The following is an 18,541-nucleotide window of genomic DNA, read 5'->3' as shown; positions in this document are numbered from 1 at the left end:
TGCGCGGCAGGGGGTCAATCGACTAGCAAGAGCACATGGCGGTCTTCGTCGCGCTCGGCGCGTTCCTCATGACGCTTTTCGGTGGCTGGGTGGCGCTGCGCGTCACCGACCGCCGCCACCTGGTGCTGGGCCTGGCCGGCGGACTGATGCTGGGCGTCGTCGGCCTGGACCTGCTGCCGGAGGCACTGGAGGCCGCGGGCGGCGAAGTGTTCGGCGTACCGCAGGCACTTCTGCTCTTCGTCGGCGGCTTCCTGGTGGCCCACCTGGTGGAGCGCCTGCTCGCCGGACGCCAGGCGGCGCACGGCGCTGCGAGCGCGGAACGCGTCCCGCAGGTGGGGCTGACGGCGGCGGGCGCGATGGTCGGCCACAGCCTGATGGACGGCATCGCGATCGGCGCGGCCTTCCAGGTCGGCGAGGGCATGGGCACGACTGTCGCGCTCGCCGTCGTCACCCACGACTTCGCCGACGGATTCAACACGTACACGCTCACGAGCGTGTACGGGAACGCGCGCCGAAAGGCCGTGGCGATGCTGGTCGCGGACGCGCTGGCCCCGGTGGCGGGCGCGGCCTCCACTCTCCTGTTCACCCTTCCTGAGGAACTTCTCGGCACCTACCTGGGCTTCTTCGGCGGCGCGCTGCTCTACCTCGCGGCCGCCGAAATCCTGCCCGAGGCCCACCACGAACACCCCGCCCGCTCCACGCTGCTGTGCACGGTCACGGGAGTGGCCTTCATCTGGCTGGTGGTGGGCATCGCGCACTGAGCGGCTCACAACTTGCCCCCGCGACCGCCGTCGCGCCGCGCGGGAGCGATGAGCGTGGAGAGGTACGGCAGCGACACGCCCTCCTCCTCCAGCTCAGCGGCGGGCCGAATCGATTCCTCGGGCAGCCCGAGCGCCGACCCCCACACCGCGTCCTCGGTACGCCCCGTCTCGCGCAGCGCGGTCGCCACCTCGCCCGCCAGCCGCCCGAACTTGTACGCCACGACGGTCCCGGGGCCCTCCAGGGCCTCCTTGAGCACAGCGGCCCCGGCGGTCACGGGCACGAGCGTGAGCGGCTCGGTCCCTTCCGTCAGTACGGCCCCGCTGCGGGCGGCCAGATCCTGCATGGCGGTGATCCCCGGCACGGTCACCACGTCGGTCCCCGGCACCAGCTCCGTGATCGTCTGCGCGAGATAGGTAAACGTCGAGTAGACGTTGGGATCACCGATCGTCGCGAACGCCACCGACCCGCGCTCCCGCAGCAGTTCGGCGACCCGCGCCCCGGCCGCGTCCCAGGCGGCTTCGCGCCGCGCCCGGTCCTCACGCTCGTTGAGCGCGAAGACGACCCGTACGACCTTTGCCGCGTCGACGTAATGCAGGACGGTCGCCTCGGCGCGCCCGCGCTCGCCACTGTCCATCACGGGAACGACCACAACGGCGGCGTCCCGCAGGGCATTGACGCCCTTCACGGTCACCAGCTCAGGATCCCCGGGCCCGACGCCGACACCGGTCAGTTTTGTGATCATGCCGCTCGTCCCGCTCATCCCGCACACCTCTCGACAAATCTCATGGCCATGCCTGGCTCGGCAGCCCAGTGGGTATGCAGATAACTCGCATGCACACCCTGTTGTACGAACCCTTCGACCCGCCGCTCCGGCAGATGCATCCCCCACGCGGGAGCCGCACCCGCCCCGGGCTCGATCACCGTCCGGTGAAACTCGTGCCCGCGCAGCCGGGTCCCGACGGCGGCAAGCGAACTCATCGACACCGCAACGGCTTCGCGATACCCGAGCGTCAGCCGCTCCGACATCCGGGCCTCGGCGTCGAGCACCCCGCACATGGGCTGCCCGTCGAGTGACCGCGAGAGATAGAGCAGCCCGGCACACTCGGCGGCAACGGGCGCCCCGGACAACGCGAGCTCGGCAACGGCCTTGCGCAACGGCTCATTACCGGAAAGCTCCGGTGCGTACACCTCAGGGAACCCACCACCGATGACGAGCCCACGGGTCCCCTCGGGCAGCCCTTCGTCCCGGAGCGGATCGAACGGCACGACGTCGGCACCGGCGGCGACGAGCAACTCGGAGTGCTCGGCGTACGAGAACGTAAACGCGGCCCCAGAAGCGACAGCCACCACTGGCCTACCCAGCCCGTCCGGCGTTTGAGGACCGGCAGGCTCGCCGCAGGCGACCGCCCGCACCGGATCCCACGCCCCCACGCCAAGCTCCGGCGCACTCCGAGCAAGAGCGAGCACCGCCTCCAGATCACACCCCACCCGCACCTGCTCAGCCAACGCCGCCACCGCGTCAACCGCCTCGCCCCGCCGCTCGGCGACCGGCACAAGCCCCAAGTGCCGAGAAGGCGTCCGCACCTGCCGCTCCCGCCGCAACGCCCCCAACACCGGCACCCCAGACGCATCCAGCGCCTCCCGCAGCAACTCCTCGTGCCGCGCGGACCCCACCTTGTTCAGAATCACGCCCCCGATCCGCACCTCCGGATCCCAGGACGCGAACCCATGCACCAAAGCCGCCACGGACCGCGACTGCGAAGACGCATCCACCACCAACAGAACCGGCGCCCGCAGCAGCTTCGCCACCTGCGCCGTAGAGGCTAGCTCCCCCTGCCCGGAAGCTCCGTCGTACATCCCCATCACGCCCTCGACGACGGCGAGGTCACACCCGGCCGCCCCGTGCGCGAACAGCGGCGCGATCAACTCCGGACCGCACAAATACGCATCCAGATTCCGCCCAGCCCGCCCGGTGGCCAGCGAGTGATACCCGGGATCGATGTAATCCGGCCCCACCTTGTGCGGCGAAACAGCGAGCCCGGCCGCCGTGAAGGCAGCCATCAGCCCGGTCGCGACGGTGGTCTTCCCACTCCCCGACGACGGCGCGGCAATGACGACACGTGCTACCACTCGATGCCCCGTTGCCCCTTCTGACCCGCGTCCATCGGATGCTTGATCTTGGACATCTCAGTCACCAGGTCAGCAACCTCAACCAACTTCTCCGGAGCGTTACGCCCAGTAATCACCACATGCTGAGTCCCCGGCCGGTCCCGAAGCACCTGCACGACCTCATCGACATCCACCCACCCCCAGTGCATGGGATAGGCAAACTCGTCCAGCACGTAGAGCTTGTACGTCTCGGCGGCCAGATCCCGCTTGACCTGCTCCCACCCCTCGCGCGCCGCCGCCTCGTTGTCGAGCTGAGCGTCGCGCTGCACCCAGGACCAGCCCTCGCCCATCTTGTGCCAGGCGACCGAACCGCCCTCGCCGCTGGCGCCCAGCACCTTCAGCGCGTTCTCCTCGCCGACCTTCCACTTCGCCGACTTGACGAACTGGAACACCCCAATCGGCCACCCCTGATTCCAGGCCCGCAGCGCGAGCCCGAAGGCCGCGGTCGACTTGCCCTTCCCGATCCCCGTATGCACCACAACAAGCGGCCGGTTGCGCCGCTGGCGCGTGGTGAGACCGTCCTCCGGTACGACGCTCGGCTGTCCCTGCGGCATCAGGCTGCCCTCCTGCTGTTGATTCCCTGTACGTCCTTGACGAGCCCGGCGATGCTGTCGGCCCGCAGCTCATCGAGCGTGACGGCCGTACCGCCCAGGTCCCGCGCCAGCTCCCCAGCCAGCCCGAGCCGCACCGGACCGGACTCGCAGTCCACGACCACCGAGGCGACACCCTCCACCTCGTGCAGCCGCGCCGCCCGCGCCGCGAGCGCCACCGGCTCGGGCCCACCCGTGGCCCGACCGTCGGTCACGACCACGAGCAGCGGCCGCCGCGAAGGATCCCGCATCTTCTCCACCCGCAGCACGTCATGCGCCTTCAACAGCCCGGCGGACAGCGGCGTACGCCCACCCGTGGGCAGCGTCTCCAGCCGAGTGGCGGCCGCGTCCACGGAGGACGTGGGCGGAAGCACAAGCTCCGCGTCCTTCCCCCGAAAGGTCACCAGCCCGACCTTGTCCCGCCGCTGATACGCATCGAGCAGCAGCGACAGCACAGCCCCCTTCACCGCGCTCATGCGCTGCCGCGCGGCCATCGACCCGGACGCGTCCACGACGAACAGCACGAGGTTGCCCTCGCGCCCCTCCCGCGTCGCCTGCCGCAGATCGTCCCGCCGCACCACCAGCCCACGCCCACTGCGGCCCCGCGCCCGCTGATGGGGCGCGGCGGCCTGCACGGTGGCGGCGAGGTGCAGCTTGGTGAGCGCCCCCTGCGGCCGGCGGGCCCCGGTCGTACGACCGTGCTCGGTACGCGCACGGGACCGACGCCCGGCCGCCCCCTCCCCAAGCCCGGGCACGCTCAGCATCTTCGTACGGAACGGCTCACCGGACCTGGCCGCCGCCTGCTCGCCACCGGACCCGGCGGGAGCCTGCTGCCCCTCACCGGCCTCGGGCTCCGCCTCACCGGGCTGGTCCGGCGAGTCGGACGACCCGTCGCCATCACCCTGCGGCGGCTGCCCACCCCCACCAGGCCCGTCCGGATCAGGATCAGGATCCTCATCATCGGACCCGCTGTTCTGCTCCAGCGTGTCGTCGAGCTTGTCCTCGTCCAGCCCCGGAGCGTCGAACGGGTTGCGACGGCGCCGGTGCGGAAGCGCGAGCAGCGCGGCCTGCCGTACATCTTCAGCGAGTACGTCGCTGCGCCCCGCCCAGGCGGCCAGAGCGGTAGCAGTCCGTGCCATCACGATGTCCGCCCGCATCCCGTCGACCTCGAAGGCCGCGCAGGTGGCGGCGATCTGCCGCAACGCACCGTCCCCAAGCCGTACTTCGGGCAACAGCGACCGCGCGGCCACGATCCGCGCGCGCAGCGCGGCCTCTTCGCCGGCCCACTGCGCGGCGAAGGCGGCAGGGTCGTCGTCGTACGCGAGCCTGCGCCGTACGACCTCCACCCGCTGATCGGTCTCCCGGGAGGCGGCCACCTCCACGGTGAGCCCGAACCGGTCGAGCAACTGCGGCCGCAGCTCGCCCTCTTCGGGGTTCATGGTGCCGACGAGCAGGAACCGCGCGGCGTGCCGCACGGACACGCCTTCGCGCTCGACGTACGACGCGCCCATGGCGGCGGCGTCCAGCAGCAGGTCCACCAAGTGGTCATGCAGCAGATTCACTTCATCGACGTAAAGAATCCCGCGATGAGCGTCGGCCAGCAGCCCGGGCTCGAATGCCTTTACGCCCTCGGCCAGCGCCCGCTCGATGTCGAGCGCACCGACAAGCCGGTCCTCGGACGCCCCGACCGGCAGCTCCACCATCCGCGCGGCCCGCGACACACCGCCCGCGACCTCGTGCGGCCCGTCGGGACACGCGGGGTCGGGCGAGCCGGGGTCACAGGAGAACCGGCACCCGGCGACTACCGCCACCTCAGGCAACAGCGCCGAAAGCGCACGCACGGCGGTGCTCTTCGCGGTCCCCTTCTCACCACGAACGAGCACACCGCCGACGGCCGGCGAGACGGCGTTGAGCAGCAGCCCGAGCCGCAGGTCGTCCATTCCGACGATGGCGGTGAAGGGGTAAGGGGTACTCACGAAGCCTCCTTTGTTGTGCGAACCGCAGCCCTATCCAGCCCGTCCGGCGTTTGAGGACTGGGGGTCTGGGGGCAAAGCCTCCAGCTTCGGGAAGGGGCGGGTCGGGGAAAGCCCGCCGCAGGCGCCCTCACGCGTCCCCCTCCAGGTCGCCCTCAAGCTCCAGATACGTCGCCCGAAGCCGCTCCAGCGTCTCCGCCTCCGGCTCCGCCCAAAGCCCCCGCTCAGCCGCCTCCAGCAGCCGCTCCGTAATGCCCCGCAGCGCCCAAGGATTGGACTTCTTCATGAAGTCCCGGTTCTCCGGATCGAAGACGTACTCGGAGCTGAGCTTCTCGTACATCCAGTCGTCGACGACCCCCGCAGTCGCGTCGTACCCAAAGAGGTAATCCACGGTGGCGGCCATCTCAAAGGCACCCTTGTACCCGTGCCGACGCATCGCCGCCATCCATCGCGGATTGACCACGCGCGCCCGGAACACCCGGTGCGTCTCCTCGCCCAGCGTCCGGGTCTTCACCTGGTCGGGCGTCGCACTGTCACCCACGTACGCCTCGGGCGACGCACCCGTCAGATGCCGCACCATGGCGACCATGCCGCCGTGGTACTGGAAGTAGTCGTCCGCATCGACGAGATCGTGTTCCCGCGTATCGACATTCTTCGCGGCCACAGCGATCCGCCGGAACGCCGTCTCCATGTCCCCGCGCGCGGCCTTCCCCTCAAGCCCCCGCCCATACGCGTAACCGCCCCACACCGCGTACACCTCGGCCAGATCCGCATCGCTGCGCCAGTTCCGCGCATCGATCAGCGGCAACAGCCCAGCGCCGTAAGCCCCAGGCTTCGAGCCGAAGATACGAGCCGTAGCCCGCCGCCGGTCACCGTGCTCGGCGGTGTCCGCGTCCGCGTGCGCCCGCACGAAATTCCTGTCACCCGGCTCGTCCAACTCCGCGACAGCCCGCACCGCGTCATCAATGAGCCCCACCACATGCGGGAACGCATCCCGGAAGAACCCGGAGATCCGTACCGTCACGTCAATACGCGGCCGCCCCAGCTCATCCAGCGGCACGATCTCGAACCCCGTGACCCGCCGCGAAGCGTCGTCCCACAGCGGCCGGCAGCCCAGCAGTGCCAGGATCTCCGCGATGTCGTCGCCCTGGGTACGCATAGCCGACGTACCCCACACCGTGAGTCCCACGGACTTCGGATAGTCACCCGTATCCGTCAGATACCGCGCCACCAACGAGTCGGCCAGCGCCTGCCCGACCTCCCACGAAAGCCGCGACGGAATCGCCTTCGGGTCCACCGAATAGAAGTTGCGCCCGGTAGGCAGCACATTCACCAAGCCACGCGTCGGCGACCCCGACGGCCCCGCCGGCACATAGCCACCGTCCAGCGCATGCAGGATGTTGCTGATCTCATCAGTCGTACGCGCAAGCCTCGGCACGACTTCCTCGCACGCGAACCGCAGCACAGCCACAGCGTCCGGAAGCTCGACGCCCAGCACTTCACCGACCAGCCCGGCCGCTTCCCTCGCGTCCCAGCGCCGCTCCTCCATGCCCTCGGCGAGCCGTCGGCACAGCTGCTCCAGCAAGTCCACCGCGTCAGCGCCCGTACGCGCCGGACCCTCCACCAGCGCCGTAAGCCCGTCCGCCACCTTCACCGGCGCACCCGGCTCGCCCAGCAGCTCCTTCTCGACCAGCCCGAAGTGCTCCGCGAGGCACGCCCGCAGCCCCGGCAGCGCGTTGGCCTTCCCGCCCCACACCTGGGAGGCCCGCAGCACGGCCAGCACCAGATTGACCCGGGCCTCGGCCTCCGGACCGCCGCCCAGGATGTGCAGGCCGTCCCGGATCTGAACGTCCTTGATCTCGCACAGGTAGCCGTCGATGTGCATGACGAATTCATCGAAGTCGTCATCGGTCGGCTGCTCGTCCAGATGCAGGTCATGGTGCAGCTGCGCCGCCGTCACGAGCGTCCAGATCTGCGCCCGCACCGCAGGCGCCTTTGCCGGGTCGAGGTCGCTCACCAGCGCGTACTCGTCCAGCAGCTGCTCAAGCTTCGCCAGATCCCCGTACGTGTCCGCACGCGCCATCGGCGGCACCAGGTGATCGACCACCGTCGCGTGCCCGCGCCGCTTGGCCTGCGTACCCTCGCCCGGGTCGTTGACGATGAACGGGTAGATCAGTGGCAGCTCGCCCAGCACGGCGTCGGGCCCACACCCCGCCGAGAGACCAAGCCCCTTCCCCGGCAGCCACTCCATGGTCCCGTGCTTGCCCATGTGCACGATCGCATCGGCACCGAACGAATTTTCCAGCCAGCGGTACGCCGCCATGTAGTGGTGCGACGGCGGCATGTCGGGGTCGTGGTAGATCGCGATCGGGTTCTCGCCGAAGCCGCGCGGCGGCTGGATCATCACGACGACGTTCCCGAACTGCAGCGACGCCAGCACGATCTCGTCACCGTCGACGTACAGCTGCCCGGGCGCCTCGCCCCAGTGCTCCAGCATCCCGTCCCTGAGCCCGGGCTCCAGCTTGTCGAACCACGCCTGGTAGTCGGCGAGCGGCACGCGCGCGGGCGCCGACGCGAGCTGCTCCTCGGTCAGCCATTCCACATCATGCCCACCGGCGTTGATGAGCCGGTGGATCAGCTCGTCGCCGTTGTCGGGGTGGCCCTCCACCGCGTACCCCGCGTCGCGCAGCGCGTCGAGCACCCGGATCGCGGAAGCCGGCGTATCAAGCCCCACCGCGTTGCCCACCCGCGAGTGCTTCGTCGGGTACGCCGTGAAGACGAGGGCGAGGCGCTTGTCCTTGTTCGGCTTGTGGGCCAGCCTGGCGTGCCGTACGGCGATACCGGCGACCCGCGCGGCACGCTCGGGATCGGCGACGTACACGGGAACGTCACCCTCACCCTGCTCCTTGAAGGAGAACGGAACGGTGATGAGCCGGCCGTCGAACTCAGGAATGGCGACCTGCATCGCCGCGTCCATCGGCGAAAGCGCCGCATCGGACGCGTCCCAGGCAGCGCGCGACGACGTAAGACACAGCCCTTGCAGCACCGGTACGTCGAGGTCCGCGAGCGCACCGATGTCCCACGCCTCGTCGTCACCGCCCGCCGACGCGTCACTGGCGCGCGTGCCGCCCGCCGCGAGGACCGTCGCGATCAGCGCGTCGGCCTTGCCGAGCTCCTGGTAGAGCTCAGCCTCGGCGCTGCGCAGCGAACCGCAGAAGACGGGAAGGGCGTTGGCGCCCTGCGCCTCGATCTGGTCGCACAGTACGTCGACGAAGGAGGTGTTCCCGGAAAGCTCGTGGGCGCGGTAGAAGAGCACGCCGACGGTAGGACGGCGATCGTCGTACTTACGCGACCCGTGCACGCCCCATTCGGGCATCTTCTGCGGCTCGGCGAAACCGACACCCGTGAGCAGCACGGTGTCGGACAGGAAGCGAGCCAGTTCGACGAGGTTCCCGGGACCGCCCTCGACGAGATAGCGCAACGCCTCCGCGACCACACCCGCCGGCACCGAAGACTCGGCCATCAGCTCCGCGTCGGGCACGGTCTCGCCGCCCAGCAGGACGGTCGGTATTCCCGAGGCCTTCAGGACGGCGAGCCCGTCCTCCCAGGCGCGCTTGCCGCCGAGCAGCCGCACGACGGCGACCGACGCGCCCTCGATCAGCGCGGGCAGTTCCGCGGCCGCGTCGATACGGGTCGGGTTACCGATCCGGTACGGGGCGCCACAGGCGCGGGCCGCCAGCAGATCCGTATCGGCGGTGGACAACAACAGCACAGTGTTCTCAGCGTGCTCAGTGCTCATGCGGGCGCTCCAGGTGCGATGAAGGGAAGTCCTGACGGCGCGCCCGACTCAATGAGCCGCAGCAGCGCATCCGTATCCGCGTGTTCTTCGATGAGGTCACCGAGGCGGTCGAGCTGCTCCTCGCGCAGCGCCTCGAAGGAGGTGTCCGGTGCCGGTACGAAGCGGCGCCCCGCCGCAGCCGCGACCTCGCGCAAAAGGGCGCGCCGGAACGCGTCGCTCTCGAGCGACCCGTGCCAGTGGGTGCCCCAGACCGACCCGACCCGGCACCCGTCCAGGAACGCCTCGCCCCCCAGCACCTCGGCGACCCCGTGATGGATCTCGTACCCCTCGACGGGCTCACCCAGCGCGCTGCCGACCGGCCGCGCCAGCGTCTTCTCGACCGCGAACCGCACGCGCACCGGCAGCAGCCCCAGCCCGTCGACCGCCCCCGCCTTCGACTCGACGTCGTCCTGGATGCGTTCACCCAGCAGCTGGAAGCCGCCACAAATGCCCAGGACGGGACGGCCTTGTGCCGCCCGCCGCGCCAGCGCGTCCGCCAGCCCGCGCTCGCGCAGCCACTCCAGGGCCTTCACGGTCCCGCGCGTCCCCGGCACGATGACGAGATCGGCGTCGACCAGCTCCTCGGCCCGGTCCACGAAACGGACAACAACCCCCGGTTCGGCGGCGAGCGCGTCGACGTCCGTGAAGTTCGACATGAGCGGCACAGCGCACACGGCCACCCGCAGTACGTCGTCCCCGACCGGCGGCGCGACCACGGACTCCCGTACGGCTCCCCGCATCGAGACCCGCAGCCCGTCCTCCTCGTCGATGCCGAGACCGTGCGCGAAGGGCAGCACGCCGTACGTACGCCGCCCCGTCAGCCCCTCCAGCATGTCGAGTCCGGGCTCAAGGAGCGACACATCACCCCGGAACTTGTTGACCAGATACCCGGCGACCAACTCCTGGTCCTCCCGGCTCAGCAGCGCCGTCGTTCCGAAGAACGAAGCGAAGACCCCGCCCCGGTCGATGTCGCCGACGACGATCACCGGGAACCGGGCCGCTCGCGCGATGCCCATGTTCACGATGTCGGTACGCCGCAAATTGATCTCGGCCGGACTGCCCGCCCCCTCGCAGATCACGGCGTCATACGTGCCCCGCAACTGCCGCAGACAGTCCGTCACGGTCCCGAGCAACGCTTCCTGCCGCCCCCCGTGGTAGCCGCGGGCACTCATCTCGCCCACCGGCTTGCCCATCAGCACCACCTGGCTGCTGCGGTCACTGCCGGGCTTGAGCAGTACGGGATTCATGAGCGCCGTCGGCTCCACGCGCGCCGCCTGCGCCTGCATGGCCTGCGCCCGCCCGATTTCCGCGCCTTCGCGCGTAACGAACGAATTGAGCGACATGTTCTGCGCCTTGAACGGCGCGACCTTCACACCCTTGCGTACGAGCCACCGGCAGATCCCGGCCGTCACGACGCTCTTGCCCGCGTCGGACGTGGTCCCCGCGACGAGCAGGCCGCCCCCCAATGAACCGCTCACGCGTGCCCCTTCCCCGTACGTATCCCACTACGTGCGGCGCGTCCGCGCCGCAGCGCCCCGAAAGCCAGCCGACCCGCCACAGCCGTCGCCAGAGCCAGCACCCCGACGCGCCGCGACAGCCGCGCCGCCCGTTCGATGTCCGGTACGCCGACGGGCCGGCCGGTGGCGTTGAGCACGGGCCGGTGCTCGACCCGGCCCGCGTACGAGAGCGTCCCGCCGAGCCGTACGCCGAGCGCGCCCGCGAAGGAGGCTTCCACAGGGCCCGCGTTGGGGCTCGGGTGCTTGTCCGCATCCGTACGCCAGGCCCGCACCGCACCGTGAGGGTCCCCGCCGGCGACGACCGCCAGGGCAGCCGTCAGCCGGGCCCCGGGCCACCCGGCCACGTCGTCGAGGCGTGCCGAAGCCCAGCCATAGCGGCGGTATTTGGCTGATTTGTGCCCCACCATGGCGTCCAGTGTGTTGATGGCGCGGAAGGCCACGAGCCCCGGCACGCCACCCAAAGCGCCCCACACCAGCGCGCCGACCACCGCGTCCGAGGTGTTCTCGGCGACGGACTCGACGACGGCGCGGGCGATCTGCTGAGCGTCCAGTGACTGCGGGTCGCGCCCGCACAGGTGGGGGAGACGTTCGCGGGCGACCTCGATGTCCCCGGCTTCCAGGGCGCTGCCCACGGCCCGGGCCTCGCGGCCCAGCGACGTACCCCCGACGACGGCCCAGGTGGCGGCGGCGGTCAGGGCCACGGCGGCGGCGGGGGAGCGGCGTACGGCACGGGAAGCGAGCGCGGCGGCTCCGGCGGCGCCTCCGGCGCACACCAGGGTGTGCACCGCGCCCCACCCGCGGTGGTCACGCCACAGCAGGGACTCGACGGCGCCCGCGGCCCGCCCGAACGCGGCGACCGGATGCCCGCGGCGAGGATCACCGAGAACGAGGTCGCCGATCAGGCCGGCGGTGGCGCCGTACGCGAAGATGCGATCGGCACGCATGGCTCAGCAGACCGATGCGCCTCGAAGCGAACGCGTCGTACACATAGGGATGTCAGGGCTGACAGGACTGACTGAACGGCAGCCGGGCATGGCGGTATGTCCTCACTCAGGGTCCGCGCCCTGGTTCGACGTGACCGGCGGTGAGAGTTCCTGGCTCCCGGGGACCTCTTCGTCTTCCCCGGTCACAGTGGCGGGACCGCGCCGGATTCGCACCGGGCTTCCTCTCGTGCCGCCGTATTCGGCTCCGGCAGTCCACCACGCTCCGCGAACGCCGTCAACTTGCCGTTGACCTGCGACGGGAGAGTGTGCTGAGGCACACAGGAAGCGCCCCGCCGACGGCTGTTGAGGGCCGTGGGCGGGGCGCTTTCTGTGTGGGTTTGCGGAGGATCGGACCGGCGCGTCAGACGACGATCAGATAGATCCCGTACGTCACGGCCGCCGCGCACAGCGCGAAGCAGGCGTACGCGCCGGTGCGGGCCAGGACGGCGGAGCCGCCGCCCTGCGCGGCGGCGCTCTCCTGCTTGGAGAGGCCCAGGATGCCCAGGGTGAACAGGCCAACCAGTGCGACGGTGACCACGAGGCTCACGCCGAATACGGAGCCGAGAGCTGCCCAGTCGATCTTCATGCTGCTGTGTCCCTGTCCTTACACCGCGGCCGGGCTGGCCGGCTCGGCGGAGCTGCCGGCCGGGGCCGGGATGGTGGCTTTGAAGTCCTCGGCGGCGATGGCAGCGGCCGTGGGCGGCACGCTGACGGCCGCCATGGCGGTGGTGACCACACCGGCGGGCTCGCCGATCTCGTCGTCGGTGACGTTGGTGTGGTCGACCGGCTTGCGGCGCGACAGCCCCCAGATGACGGCCGATCCGCCCACCAGCAGCGCGCCGACCGCGATGATGCCCCAGGTGCCCTGACCGGTGAGGAACTCGGCGGCGGCGGCGACCAGACCCGCGGCCGGGAGCGTCAGGCCCCAGGCGACGAACATCCGGGTGGCGGTGGACCAGCGGACCACGCCGCCCTTGCGGCCGAGACCCGCGCCCATGACGGCGCCGGAGCAGGACTGGGTGGTGGAGAGCGAGAAGCCCAGGTGCGAGGACGCCAGGATGACCGTCGCGGCGCTGGTCTGGGCCGCGAAGCCCTGCGGCGGGCGCAGGTCGGTGAGGCCCTTGCCCATGGTGCGGATGATGCGCCAGCCGCCCAGGTACGTACCGAGCGCGATGGCGACTCCGGCGGACACGATGACCCACATCGGGGGGTTCGAGCCGGGTGCGATGACATTGCCGGTGACCAGGGCGAGGGTGATGACGCCCATGGTCTTCTGTGCGTCGTTGGTGCCGTGGGCGAGGGAGACGAGACCGGCGGAGGCGATCTGACCGGCCCGGTAGCCCTTGGCGGTGGCCTTCTCGTCGGCCTTGCCGGCGAGCTTGTACGTCAGCCTGGTGGCCAGCAGCGCGGCGAGACCGGCCACGAGGGGCGCGGCGATCGCGGGCAGCAGGACCTTGGTGACGACGACGTCGCCGTTGACACCGGAGGCGCCGACCGACATCAGGGTGGCGCCGATGAGGCCGCCGAAGAGTGCGTGGGAGGAACTGGACGGCAGGCCGATCAGCCATGTCATCAGGTTCCAGAGGATCGCGCCGACCAGGGCCGCGAAGATCACTTCTACGGTGATGCCGCTCTCGTTGACGAGTCCCCCGGAGATCGTCTTGGCGACCTCCACGGACAGGAACGCGCCGACCAGATTGAGCACGGCGGACATGGCCACCGCCGTCTTGGGCTTCAGGGCACCGGTCGAGATGGTGGTCGCCATCGCGTTCGCGGTGTCGTGGAAACCGTTCGTGAAATCGAACACTAGAGCTGTCACGATCACAATCGCGAGCAGCAAGGTGATGTGTTCCATTTACCCAGGCAATCGTTTGACGTCAGTGGCACGTGGAACGTAGGCAACCTGAGTGAACGGAAGGTGAACTGGGCCGGGCGGTGTGGTGACCCGAAGCGGCTCGCCGCCATTCCGTTTGTGGTCGGAACGGCGGCGAACCGGGCAATCGGCGGCCTCTCAGCCCCTCGCGAACCTCTTCAGCCGGTCCGTGGATCCGTTGAAGAGATTCTGGTCACCCGGCAGGCTTCCGCTGCCGTTGTCGAACTGCCAGATCGTCCAGTACGACCAGCCCGCGGGCAGCGGGCCCGGCGTCGAGTTGTAGCGGGCGAGCCACAGCGGATGGTTCGAGCCGAAGGCGCGGCTCTTGCCGGTGCACTCGTTCCACCACAGCGTGGTGGTGTAGATGACCGGCCTGCGACCCGTGCGGCGCTTGACCTCATCGCTGAAGGAGTGGATCCAGGCGACCATCGTCGACTTGCTCAGCCCGTAGCACTTGTTCCCGCCGTACGGGTTGTGCTCCAGGTCCACGGCCGGCGGCAGCGTCCAGCCGTCCGACCGCCAGCCCCCTCCGTTCCGCACGAAATGCGCGGCCTGCGCCTTCCCGGACGACGTGTGGGGCACGGCGAAGTGGTACGCGCCGCGCACGATGCCCACCTCGCGCGATCCGTTGTGCTGCTGGCTGTAGTAGGGATTGCGGTAGGTGTGCGACTCGGTGGCCTTGACGTAGACGAACCTCGCGCCCTTGTTCTTCGCCTTCCGCCAGTCGACGTTCTTCTGGTGCGAAGAGACGTCGTGGCCCTTGGGCTTCGAAGCGGCCGAGACCGGGATCTCGGCGAGAGCGGTTCCCCCCAGGGCCAGGACGGCGGCGGATGCCGCGAGCATCCGGGCGCGGCGCAGCGGTTCGCGGTCACGAGCCATGTTTCCCCCCGATGGCGACGTGCATGACAAATGCCGGAGATCCTACGGGAAGATCCACAAATGCCCGTCGATCTCCGGCCAATCCACTAATCCATCGAAGCGCGGCACATATCCCTCTGCGCGGCCTTTCGGAGGCCGGGCCTCCGCACAACAGTGCGCCGCCCCGGCTGGCAGGATCTCCCCATGGCTGAGCAGATACAGGACCCGACGCACAGCGGCATGCCGGACGGGATCGAACGGGCATGGGACGACGTGGTGGCCACGGCCCGCCGGACCGTGCGCGAAGGGCTGGTGGTCGGCACCTCGGGCAACGTCTCCGCGCGCGTCGGCGAACTCGTCCTCGTCACCCCGAGCGGAGTCCCGTACGACCGGCTGCGGCCGGAAGACGCCGTCGCCGTCGACCTCGACGGGAACCAGGTCCTCGGCAAGCTCACCCCCACCAGCGAGCTGCCGATGCACCTCGCGGTCTACCGCAGCACCGGCGCCGCCGCCGTGGTCCACACCCACGCCGTGCACGCCACCGCCGTCTCCACCCTCGTGCCCGAGCTGCCGCTCGTGCACTACATGGCAGCGGCCCTCGGCGGCCCCGTCCGCACCGCCCCGTACGCGACGTACGGATCGCAGGAGTTGGCCGAGAACATGCTCCTGGCCCTGCGCGACCGCTCCGGCTGCCTGCTGCGGAACCACGGCACCGTGACCTACGGGGACACCCTCGACCAGGCCTACGACCGCACCGCCCAGCTGGAATGGATGTGCAGGCTCTGGCTCACCGCGAGCTCTGTTCCGGGGCGCGAACCGTCGCTGCTCTCCGACGGTCAGCTGCGCGAAGTACAGGAGAAGCTCCGCGGTTACGGCCAGCGGGGCACCGGCGCGGCTGACGCCCCACCACAAAGCTGACCCGTCGCCGTAAAAACCGTCCGGCCCAATCCCTCCGGCCCAAACCGTCCGGCCCAAATCGTCCGGCCCCCGCCCACTGGCTTTGCGTCCCGCAGGTGCGGACACTGGAGCGGTGCGCCCGGCTACAGCGACGGCAGCGGCCGTCACCACACTCATCGGCGTCGGTGCGGCAGCGGTCGCGCTCGGCCGCTACGCCGGCGACGCCGCGCTCAAGGCATCGGCCGGCAGGCCGCTGCCCGGCGACCCCCGGCTCACCGTGCACGCCACCGCGGCGGGACAGATCACCCTCACCCGCTGCCTGGCGTCCCTGCGCCCCGGCATGTACGGCATCGAAGGCCCCGGCGTCCACGCGGTCGTGGGCCCCGTCATCCAGGACGCGCCGCACACGGCCGACACCGTCGTACGCCGCCTGGAACGCGTCAGCCACGGCACACTCGCCACCGGCGCCAGAGTGCGGCTCACCCCGCAGCTGTACGTCGGCGATCCGCGCACCGCACTCGGCATCCACCACGCCGACGTGGAGGTCCCCGGCGAACTCGGCGCCCTCCCCGCGTGGTTCCTGCCCGGTGCCCGCAGCACCTGGGTGATCACCGTGCACGGCCTCGGCACCACGCGGGAACATCCCATGAACCTCATGCCCTTCCTGCGCTCCCACCACCTCCCGGTCCTCGGCCTCGCCTACCGGGGCGACACCGGGGCCCCCAGGCCGCCGGGCGGCCTCGGCCACCTCGGCGACTCGGAGTGGCGTGACGTGGACGCCGCCATCCGCCACGCCGTCCGCCGCGGCGCCGAGCGCGTCATCCTGCACGGCTGGTCCACCGGCGGGGCCATGGCCGTGCACGCCGCTGTGCACTCCCCGCTCCGCGACCTGATCAGCGGCCTCGTACTCGACTCCCCGGTCCTGGACTGGGAGGCCACGGTGCGGGCCCTGGCCGTCGCCCGCCGCACCCCGCGCGCCCTGCTGCCGCTCGCGGTCAGGGCGGTCCAGGGCCGCACGGGAGTGCACGGCGACCGACTGCGGGAAGCAGCCGGCCCTGAAGGGCTGCGCATCCCCACGCTGGTCTTCCACGGCCCGGACGACACCGTGGCCCCGTGGCACCCCTCGCGGGAGCTGGCCGCGCTGCGCCCGGACCTGGTCACCCTCCACCCCGTGCCGAACGCCCCGCACGCGGCCATGTGGAACGCTTCGCCGACCACGTACGAAGAGATCCTGCGCCGCTTCCTGACCCCCTTGATGTAGCCCCGACCCCCACCTCTTCCCGGAATGTCCGGCCCGTCCGGTGGGGAAAGGTTCCGGCCACGGGACGTCCATGAACGGCAAGTTCGATTCCGTTTGGGCTTTCGGGGCGTCAGCGGAGAGACTGCTCCCCGTGACGTCCCGTACCCCGCGCGACTCCAGGCTCCGACTTGTCCGCCCGCGACCCCTCGCCGCTGCCCTCCCCCTGACTTCTCAGGGCGGAGCCCAGGCCGTGACGAACCGGCGTACCCGCCCGGCCCCGAGGCCCCCGGAGGGCACTCCGCCCCCCGCGGAACTGGCCCGTCAGGCCAGGGCCGTGCTCGCCGACGCCGTACGGGTAGCACGTTGGGCCTCACCGTCCCTGCGCGGCGGAAAGTCCCACGTCGAGCCCGGCCGGGACGGCGCTCTGTCCGCCGTGGCCGTCCAACAGGCGTCGGCGGACCTGGACTTGACCCCGTCCCAGATTCGCGCGGGCTGGGACAGGGCCAGGCTCGCCGGCCTGATCGAACTCCACGGCGACCGCACCCGCCCCGGCTGGCGGCTGCGCGCCTGGGACCGTGACGACGCGGCCGTTCTGCGCGGCTGGGTCGCGCTCTTCGACGCGTGGTCGATCGTTCACCCCGCGCCGGACGGGATCACCGCCACCTCTGTCGCCGAGGTAGTGGAAGCCGTCCCCCAGGTCCTCTCGCTCCTCCAGCTCTCGGCCGGTCCCGTTCAGGTGCCGGCCCTGCTCGACCTGCTCGAACAGCGGGTCGCCGAACTCCGCGAGGAGCGCTGCGAGGTCCCGTACGGCCCCGAGCCGCTCCCCGAGCCGCCCCTTCCTCCGACGGTCCCTCTCCTCCCCCTCCTGAACTGGGCGCTGGAAGGCCAGGCGGCCGTGGGCGCCCTGACCCTCACCCCCGGACTCGCCACGCTCACCGCGCTCGGCAACTGGGCGGTGTGGGTCAAGCTGGAGCAGATCTGCGTCGCGGCGCAGAGCCCGGCGGGGAACATCGAGCAGTCCGCCGAGGACATGCTGCGTGGCTGCGCCCGTCTGACGCCGGGCCCGGCCCGCGCGGAGTACCGCGCCTGGCTCGCCGCCCGTACCGTCTCCAGCGCCGTGACCGAGCTCCTCGAAGCCGCCCGCGGCGAGGACGCGCTGCTGCGCGGACTCGCCTTCGAGGCGCTGCGGGTGGTCGGCGCGCCCGCGGAGTCCGGCGTACGGGCCGCCGCCGACGACAGCTCGCTGCGTCCGTACGCCCTGCTGTGGCTGGCGGAGTACGAGGGCGCCGATCCCGAGGACGCGCACGAGATCCTCACCCGTGAGGAGTCCACGTGGCTGTGGGTGGACACGGCGGCTGCCGTGGCGGACCACGGTGAGACGCAGCTGCTGGTACGGCACCTGGACGCGGCCGTGCAGTCCACGGTGCCTGCCCTCCTGGACGAGGTCCGCGCCATCGGCCACCCCCGCACGGTCCAGGTCCTGGTCGCCCTGGCCGCGGCCCACCCGGACCCCGCCCTCGCGAAGGCAGTACGCCGAGCGGCGTTCCAGGTCCACACGGGCGGGGTCTAACACGCCGCTGCGCGGGGCCCTTCCCCGCCCCGCCCCTTCCCGCTGTGACACTTTGCGGCTCCGCCGCGTGAGGGGCTCCGCCCCAGACCCCGCTCCTCAAACGCCGGAGGGGCTGGACAGTGCCGCGTTGCGGCAACCATTCAGCCTGTCCGGCGTTTGAGGACACGCCCGTAGGGCGTCTGTGTTGTCTGGGGGCTGGGGGCTGGGGGCTTGCCCCCAGTTCGGGAAGGGGCGGGTCGGGGGAAAGGCCCCGCGCAGCGGTCGCGCCGTG

General features: G+C 70.9%; 14 protein-coding genes and 1 riboswitch. Of the genes, 4 read left to right on the top strand and 10 right to left on the bottom strand.

What is annotated here, in order from left to right; genetic code table 11:
* Positions 1–35: 35 nt before the first annotated feature.
* Positions 36–761, top strand: coding sequence for a ZIP family metal transporter (locus ABZX79_RS27585; protein WP_355263179.1), 726 nt, complete (start codon positions 36–38; stop codon positions 759–761).
* A 5-nt stretch (positions 762–766) separates the two neighbouring features.
* Here the strand turns inward: ABZX79_RS27585 and cobI are convergent, their stop codons facing one another.
* The 10 genes from cobI to ABZX79_RS27535 all read right to left on the bottom strand — a co-directional run bounded on the left by cobI (position 767) and on the right by ABZX79_RS27535 (position 14,584).
* Positions 767–1,504, bottom strand: coding sequence for a precorrin-2 C(20)-methyltransferase (cobI, locus tag ABZX79_RS27580; protein ID WP_355263307.1), 738 nt, complete (start codon positions 1,502–1,504; stop codon positions 767–769).
* A 14-nt stretch (positions 1,505–1,518) separates the two neighbouring features.
* Complete coding sequence (locus tag ABZX79_RS27575) at positions 1,519–2,892, bottom strand: cobyrinate a,c-diamide synthase (protein ID WP_355263176.1); 1,374 nt, start codon at positions 2,890–2,892, stop codon at positions 1,519–1,521.
* Positions 2,886–3,485: a cob(I)yrinic acid a,c-diamide adenosyltransferase gene (cobO, locus tag ABZX79_RS27570; protein ID WP_355263173.1), complete on the bottom strand. Its 600-nt coding sequence runs from the start codon at positions 3,483–3,485 to the stop codon at positions 2,886–2,888. The genes ABZX79_RS27575 and cobO overlap by 7 nt, the downstream gene beginning before the upstream one ends.
* A complete protein-coding gene (locus ABZX79_RS27565) occupies positions 3,485–5,497 on the bottom strand; it encodes a putative cobaltochelatase (RefSeq protein ID WP_355263170.1) in 2,013 nt (670 codons plus the stop codon). Before ABZX79_RS27565 ends, cobO begins: the two co-directional genes overlap by 1 nt.
* 127 nt (positions 5,498–5,624) lie before the next feature.
* Positions 5,625–9,293, bottom strand: coding sequence for a cobaltochelatase subunit CobN (gene cobN, locus ABZX79_RS27560; RefSeq protein ID WP_355263167.1), 3,669 nt, complete (start codon positions 9,291–9,293; stop codon positions 5,625–5,627).
* Positions 9,290–10,798 (bottom strand): cobyric acid synthase, encoded by a 1,509-nt coding sequence (locus tag ABZX79_RS27555; RefSeq protein WP_355263304.1) that lies wholly within the window; start codon positions 10,796–10,798, stop codon positions 9,290–9,292. Before ABZX79_RS27555 ends, cobN begins: the two co-directional genes overlap by 4 nt.
* Before the next feature lie 8 nt (positions 10,799–10,806).
* Positions 10,807–11,793 carry a cobalamin biosynthesis protein gene (locus tag ABZX79_RS27550; RefSeq protein WP_355263164.1) on the bottom strand — a complete coding sequence of 329 codons (987 nt, stop codon included), beginning with the start codon at positions 11,791–11,793 and terminating at the stop codon, positions 10,807–10,809.
* Between the two features lie 144 nt (positions 11,794–11,937).
* Positions 11,938–12,018, bottom strand: a riboswitch (cobalamin riboswitch).
* A gap of 175 nt (positions 12,019–12,193) precedes the next feature.
* Complete coding sequence (locus tag ABZX79_RS27545) at positions 12,194–12,418, bottom strand: hypothetical protein (protein ID WP_215129504.1); 225 nt, start codon at positions 12,416–12,418, stop codon at positions 12,194–12,196.
* Between the two features lie 18 nt (positions 12,419–12,436).
* The gene (locus tag ABZX79_RS27540) at positions 12,437–13,687 is read right to left on the bottom strand and encodes an inorganic phosphate transporter (RefSeq protein ID WP_355263161.1); all 1,251 of its coding nucleotides are present in this window, start codon (positions 13,685–13,687) and stop codon (positions 12,437–12,439) included.
* A 156-nt stretch (positions 13,688–13,843) separates the two neighbouring features.
* Positions 13,844–14,584 carry a lysozyme gene (locus ABZX79_RS27535; RefSeq protein ID WP_355263158.1) on the bottom strand — a complete coding sequence of 247 codons (741 nt, stop codon included), beginning with the start codon at positions 14,582–14,584 and terminating at the stop codon, positions 13,844–13,846.
* 183 nt (positions 14,585–14,767) lie between these two features.
* Between ABZX79_RS27535 and ABZX79_RS27530 the strand changes: the two genes are divergently transcribed.
* From ABZX79_RS27530 to ABZX79_RS27520, 3 genes are all read left to right on the top strand, one after another.
* Positions 14,768–15,481: a class II aldolase/adducin family protein gene (locus ABZX79_RS27530; protein WP_355263155.1), complete on the top strand. Its 714-nt coding sequence runs from the start codon at positions 14,768–14,770 to the stop codon at positions 15,479–15,481.
* Between the two features lie 112 nt (positions 15,482–15,593).
* Positions 15,594–16,721: an alpha/beta fold hydrolase gene (locus tag ABZX79_RS27525; RefSeq protein ID WP_355263152.1), complete on the top strand. Its 1,128-nt coding sequence runs from the start codon at positions 15,594–15,596 to the stop codon at positions 16,719–16,721.
* A gap of 229 nt (positions 16,722–16,950) precedes the next feature.
* Complete coding sequence (locus ABZX79_RS27520) at positions 16,951–18,270, top strand: hypothetical protein (protein ID WP_355263149.1); 1,320 nt, start codon at positions 16,951–16,953, stop codon at positions 18,268–18,270.
* Positions 18,271–18,541: the final 271 nt, after the last annotated feature.

The organism is Streptomyces sp. NPDC002994, assembly GCF_040611155.1.
Taxonomy (GTDB): domain Bacteria; phylum Actinomycetota; class Actinomycetes; order Streptomycetales; family Streptomycetaceae; genus Streptomyces.
This window is presented reverse-complemented; position numbering and strand designations above follow the sequence as displayed.

Coding starts and splice junctions, on each gene's coding strand:
- ABZX79_RS27585 (WP_355263179.1), top strand. CDS start 36: ATGGCGGTCTTCGTCGCGCTCGGCGCGTTCCTCATGACGCTTTTCGGT.
- cobI (WP_355263307.1), bottom strand. CDS start 1,504: ATGATCACAAAACTGACCGGTGTCGGCGTCGGGCCCGGGGATCCTGAG.
- cobO (WP_355263173.1), bottom strand. CDS start 3,485: ATGCCGCAGGGACAGCCGAGCGTCGTACCGGAGGACGGTCTCACCACG.
- cobN (WP_355263167.1), bottom strand. CDS start 9,293: ATGAGCACTGAGCACGCTGAGAACACTGTGCTGTTGTTGTCCACCGCC.
- ABZX79_RS27550 (WP_355263164.1), bottom strand. CDS start 11,793: ATGCGTGCCGATCGCATCTTCGCGTACGGCGCCACCGCCGGCCTGATC.
- ABZX79_RS27545 (WP_215129504.1), bottom strand. CDS start 12,418: ATGAAGATCGACTGGGCAGCTCTCGGCTCCGTATTCGGCGTGAGCCTC.
- ABZX79_RS27540 (WP_355263161.1), bottom strand. CDS start 13,687: ATGGAACACATCACCTTGCTGCTCGCGATTGTGATCGTGACAGCTCTA.
- ABZX79_RS27535 (WP_355263158.1), bottom strand. CDS start 14,584: ATGGCTCGTGACCGCGAACCGCTGCGCCGCGCCCGGATGCTCGCGGCA.
- ABZX79_RS27530 (WP_355263155.1), top strand. CDS start 14,768: ATGGCTGAGCAGATACAGGACCCGACGCACAGCGGCATGCCGGACGGG.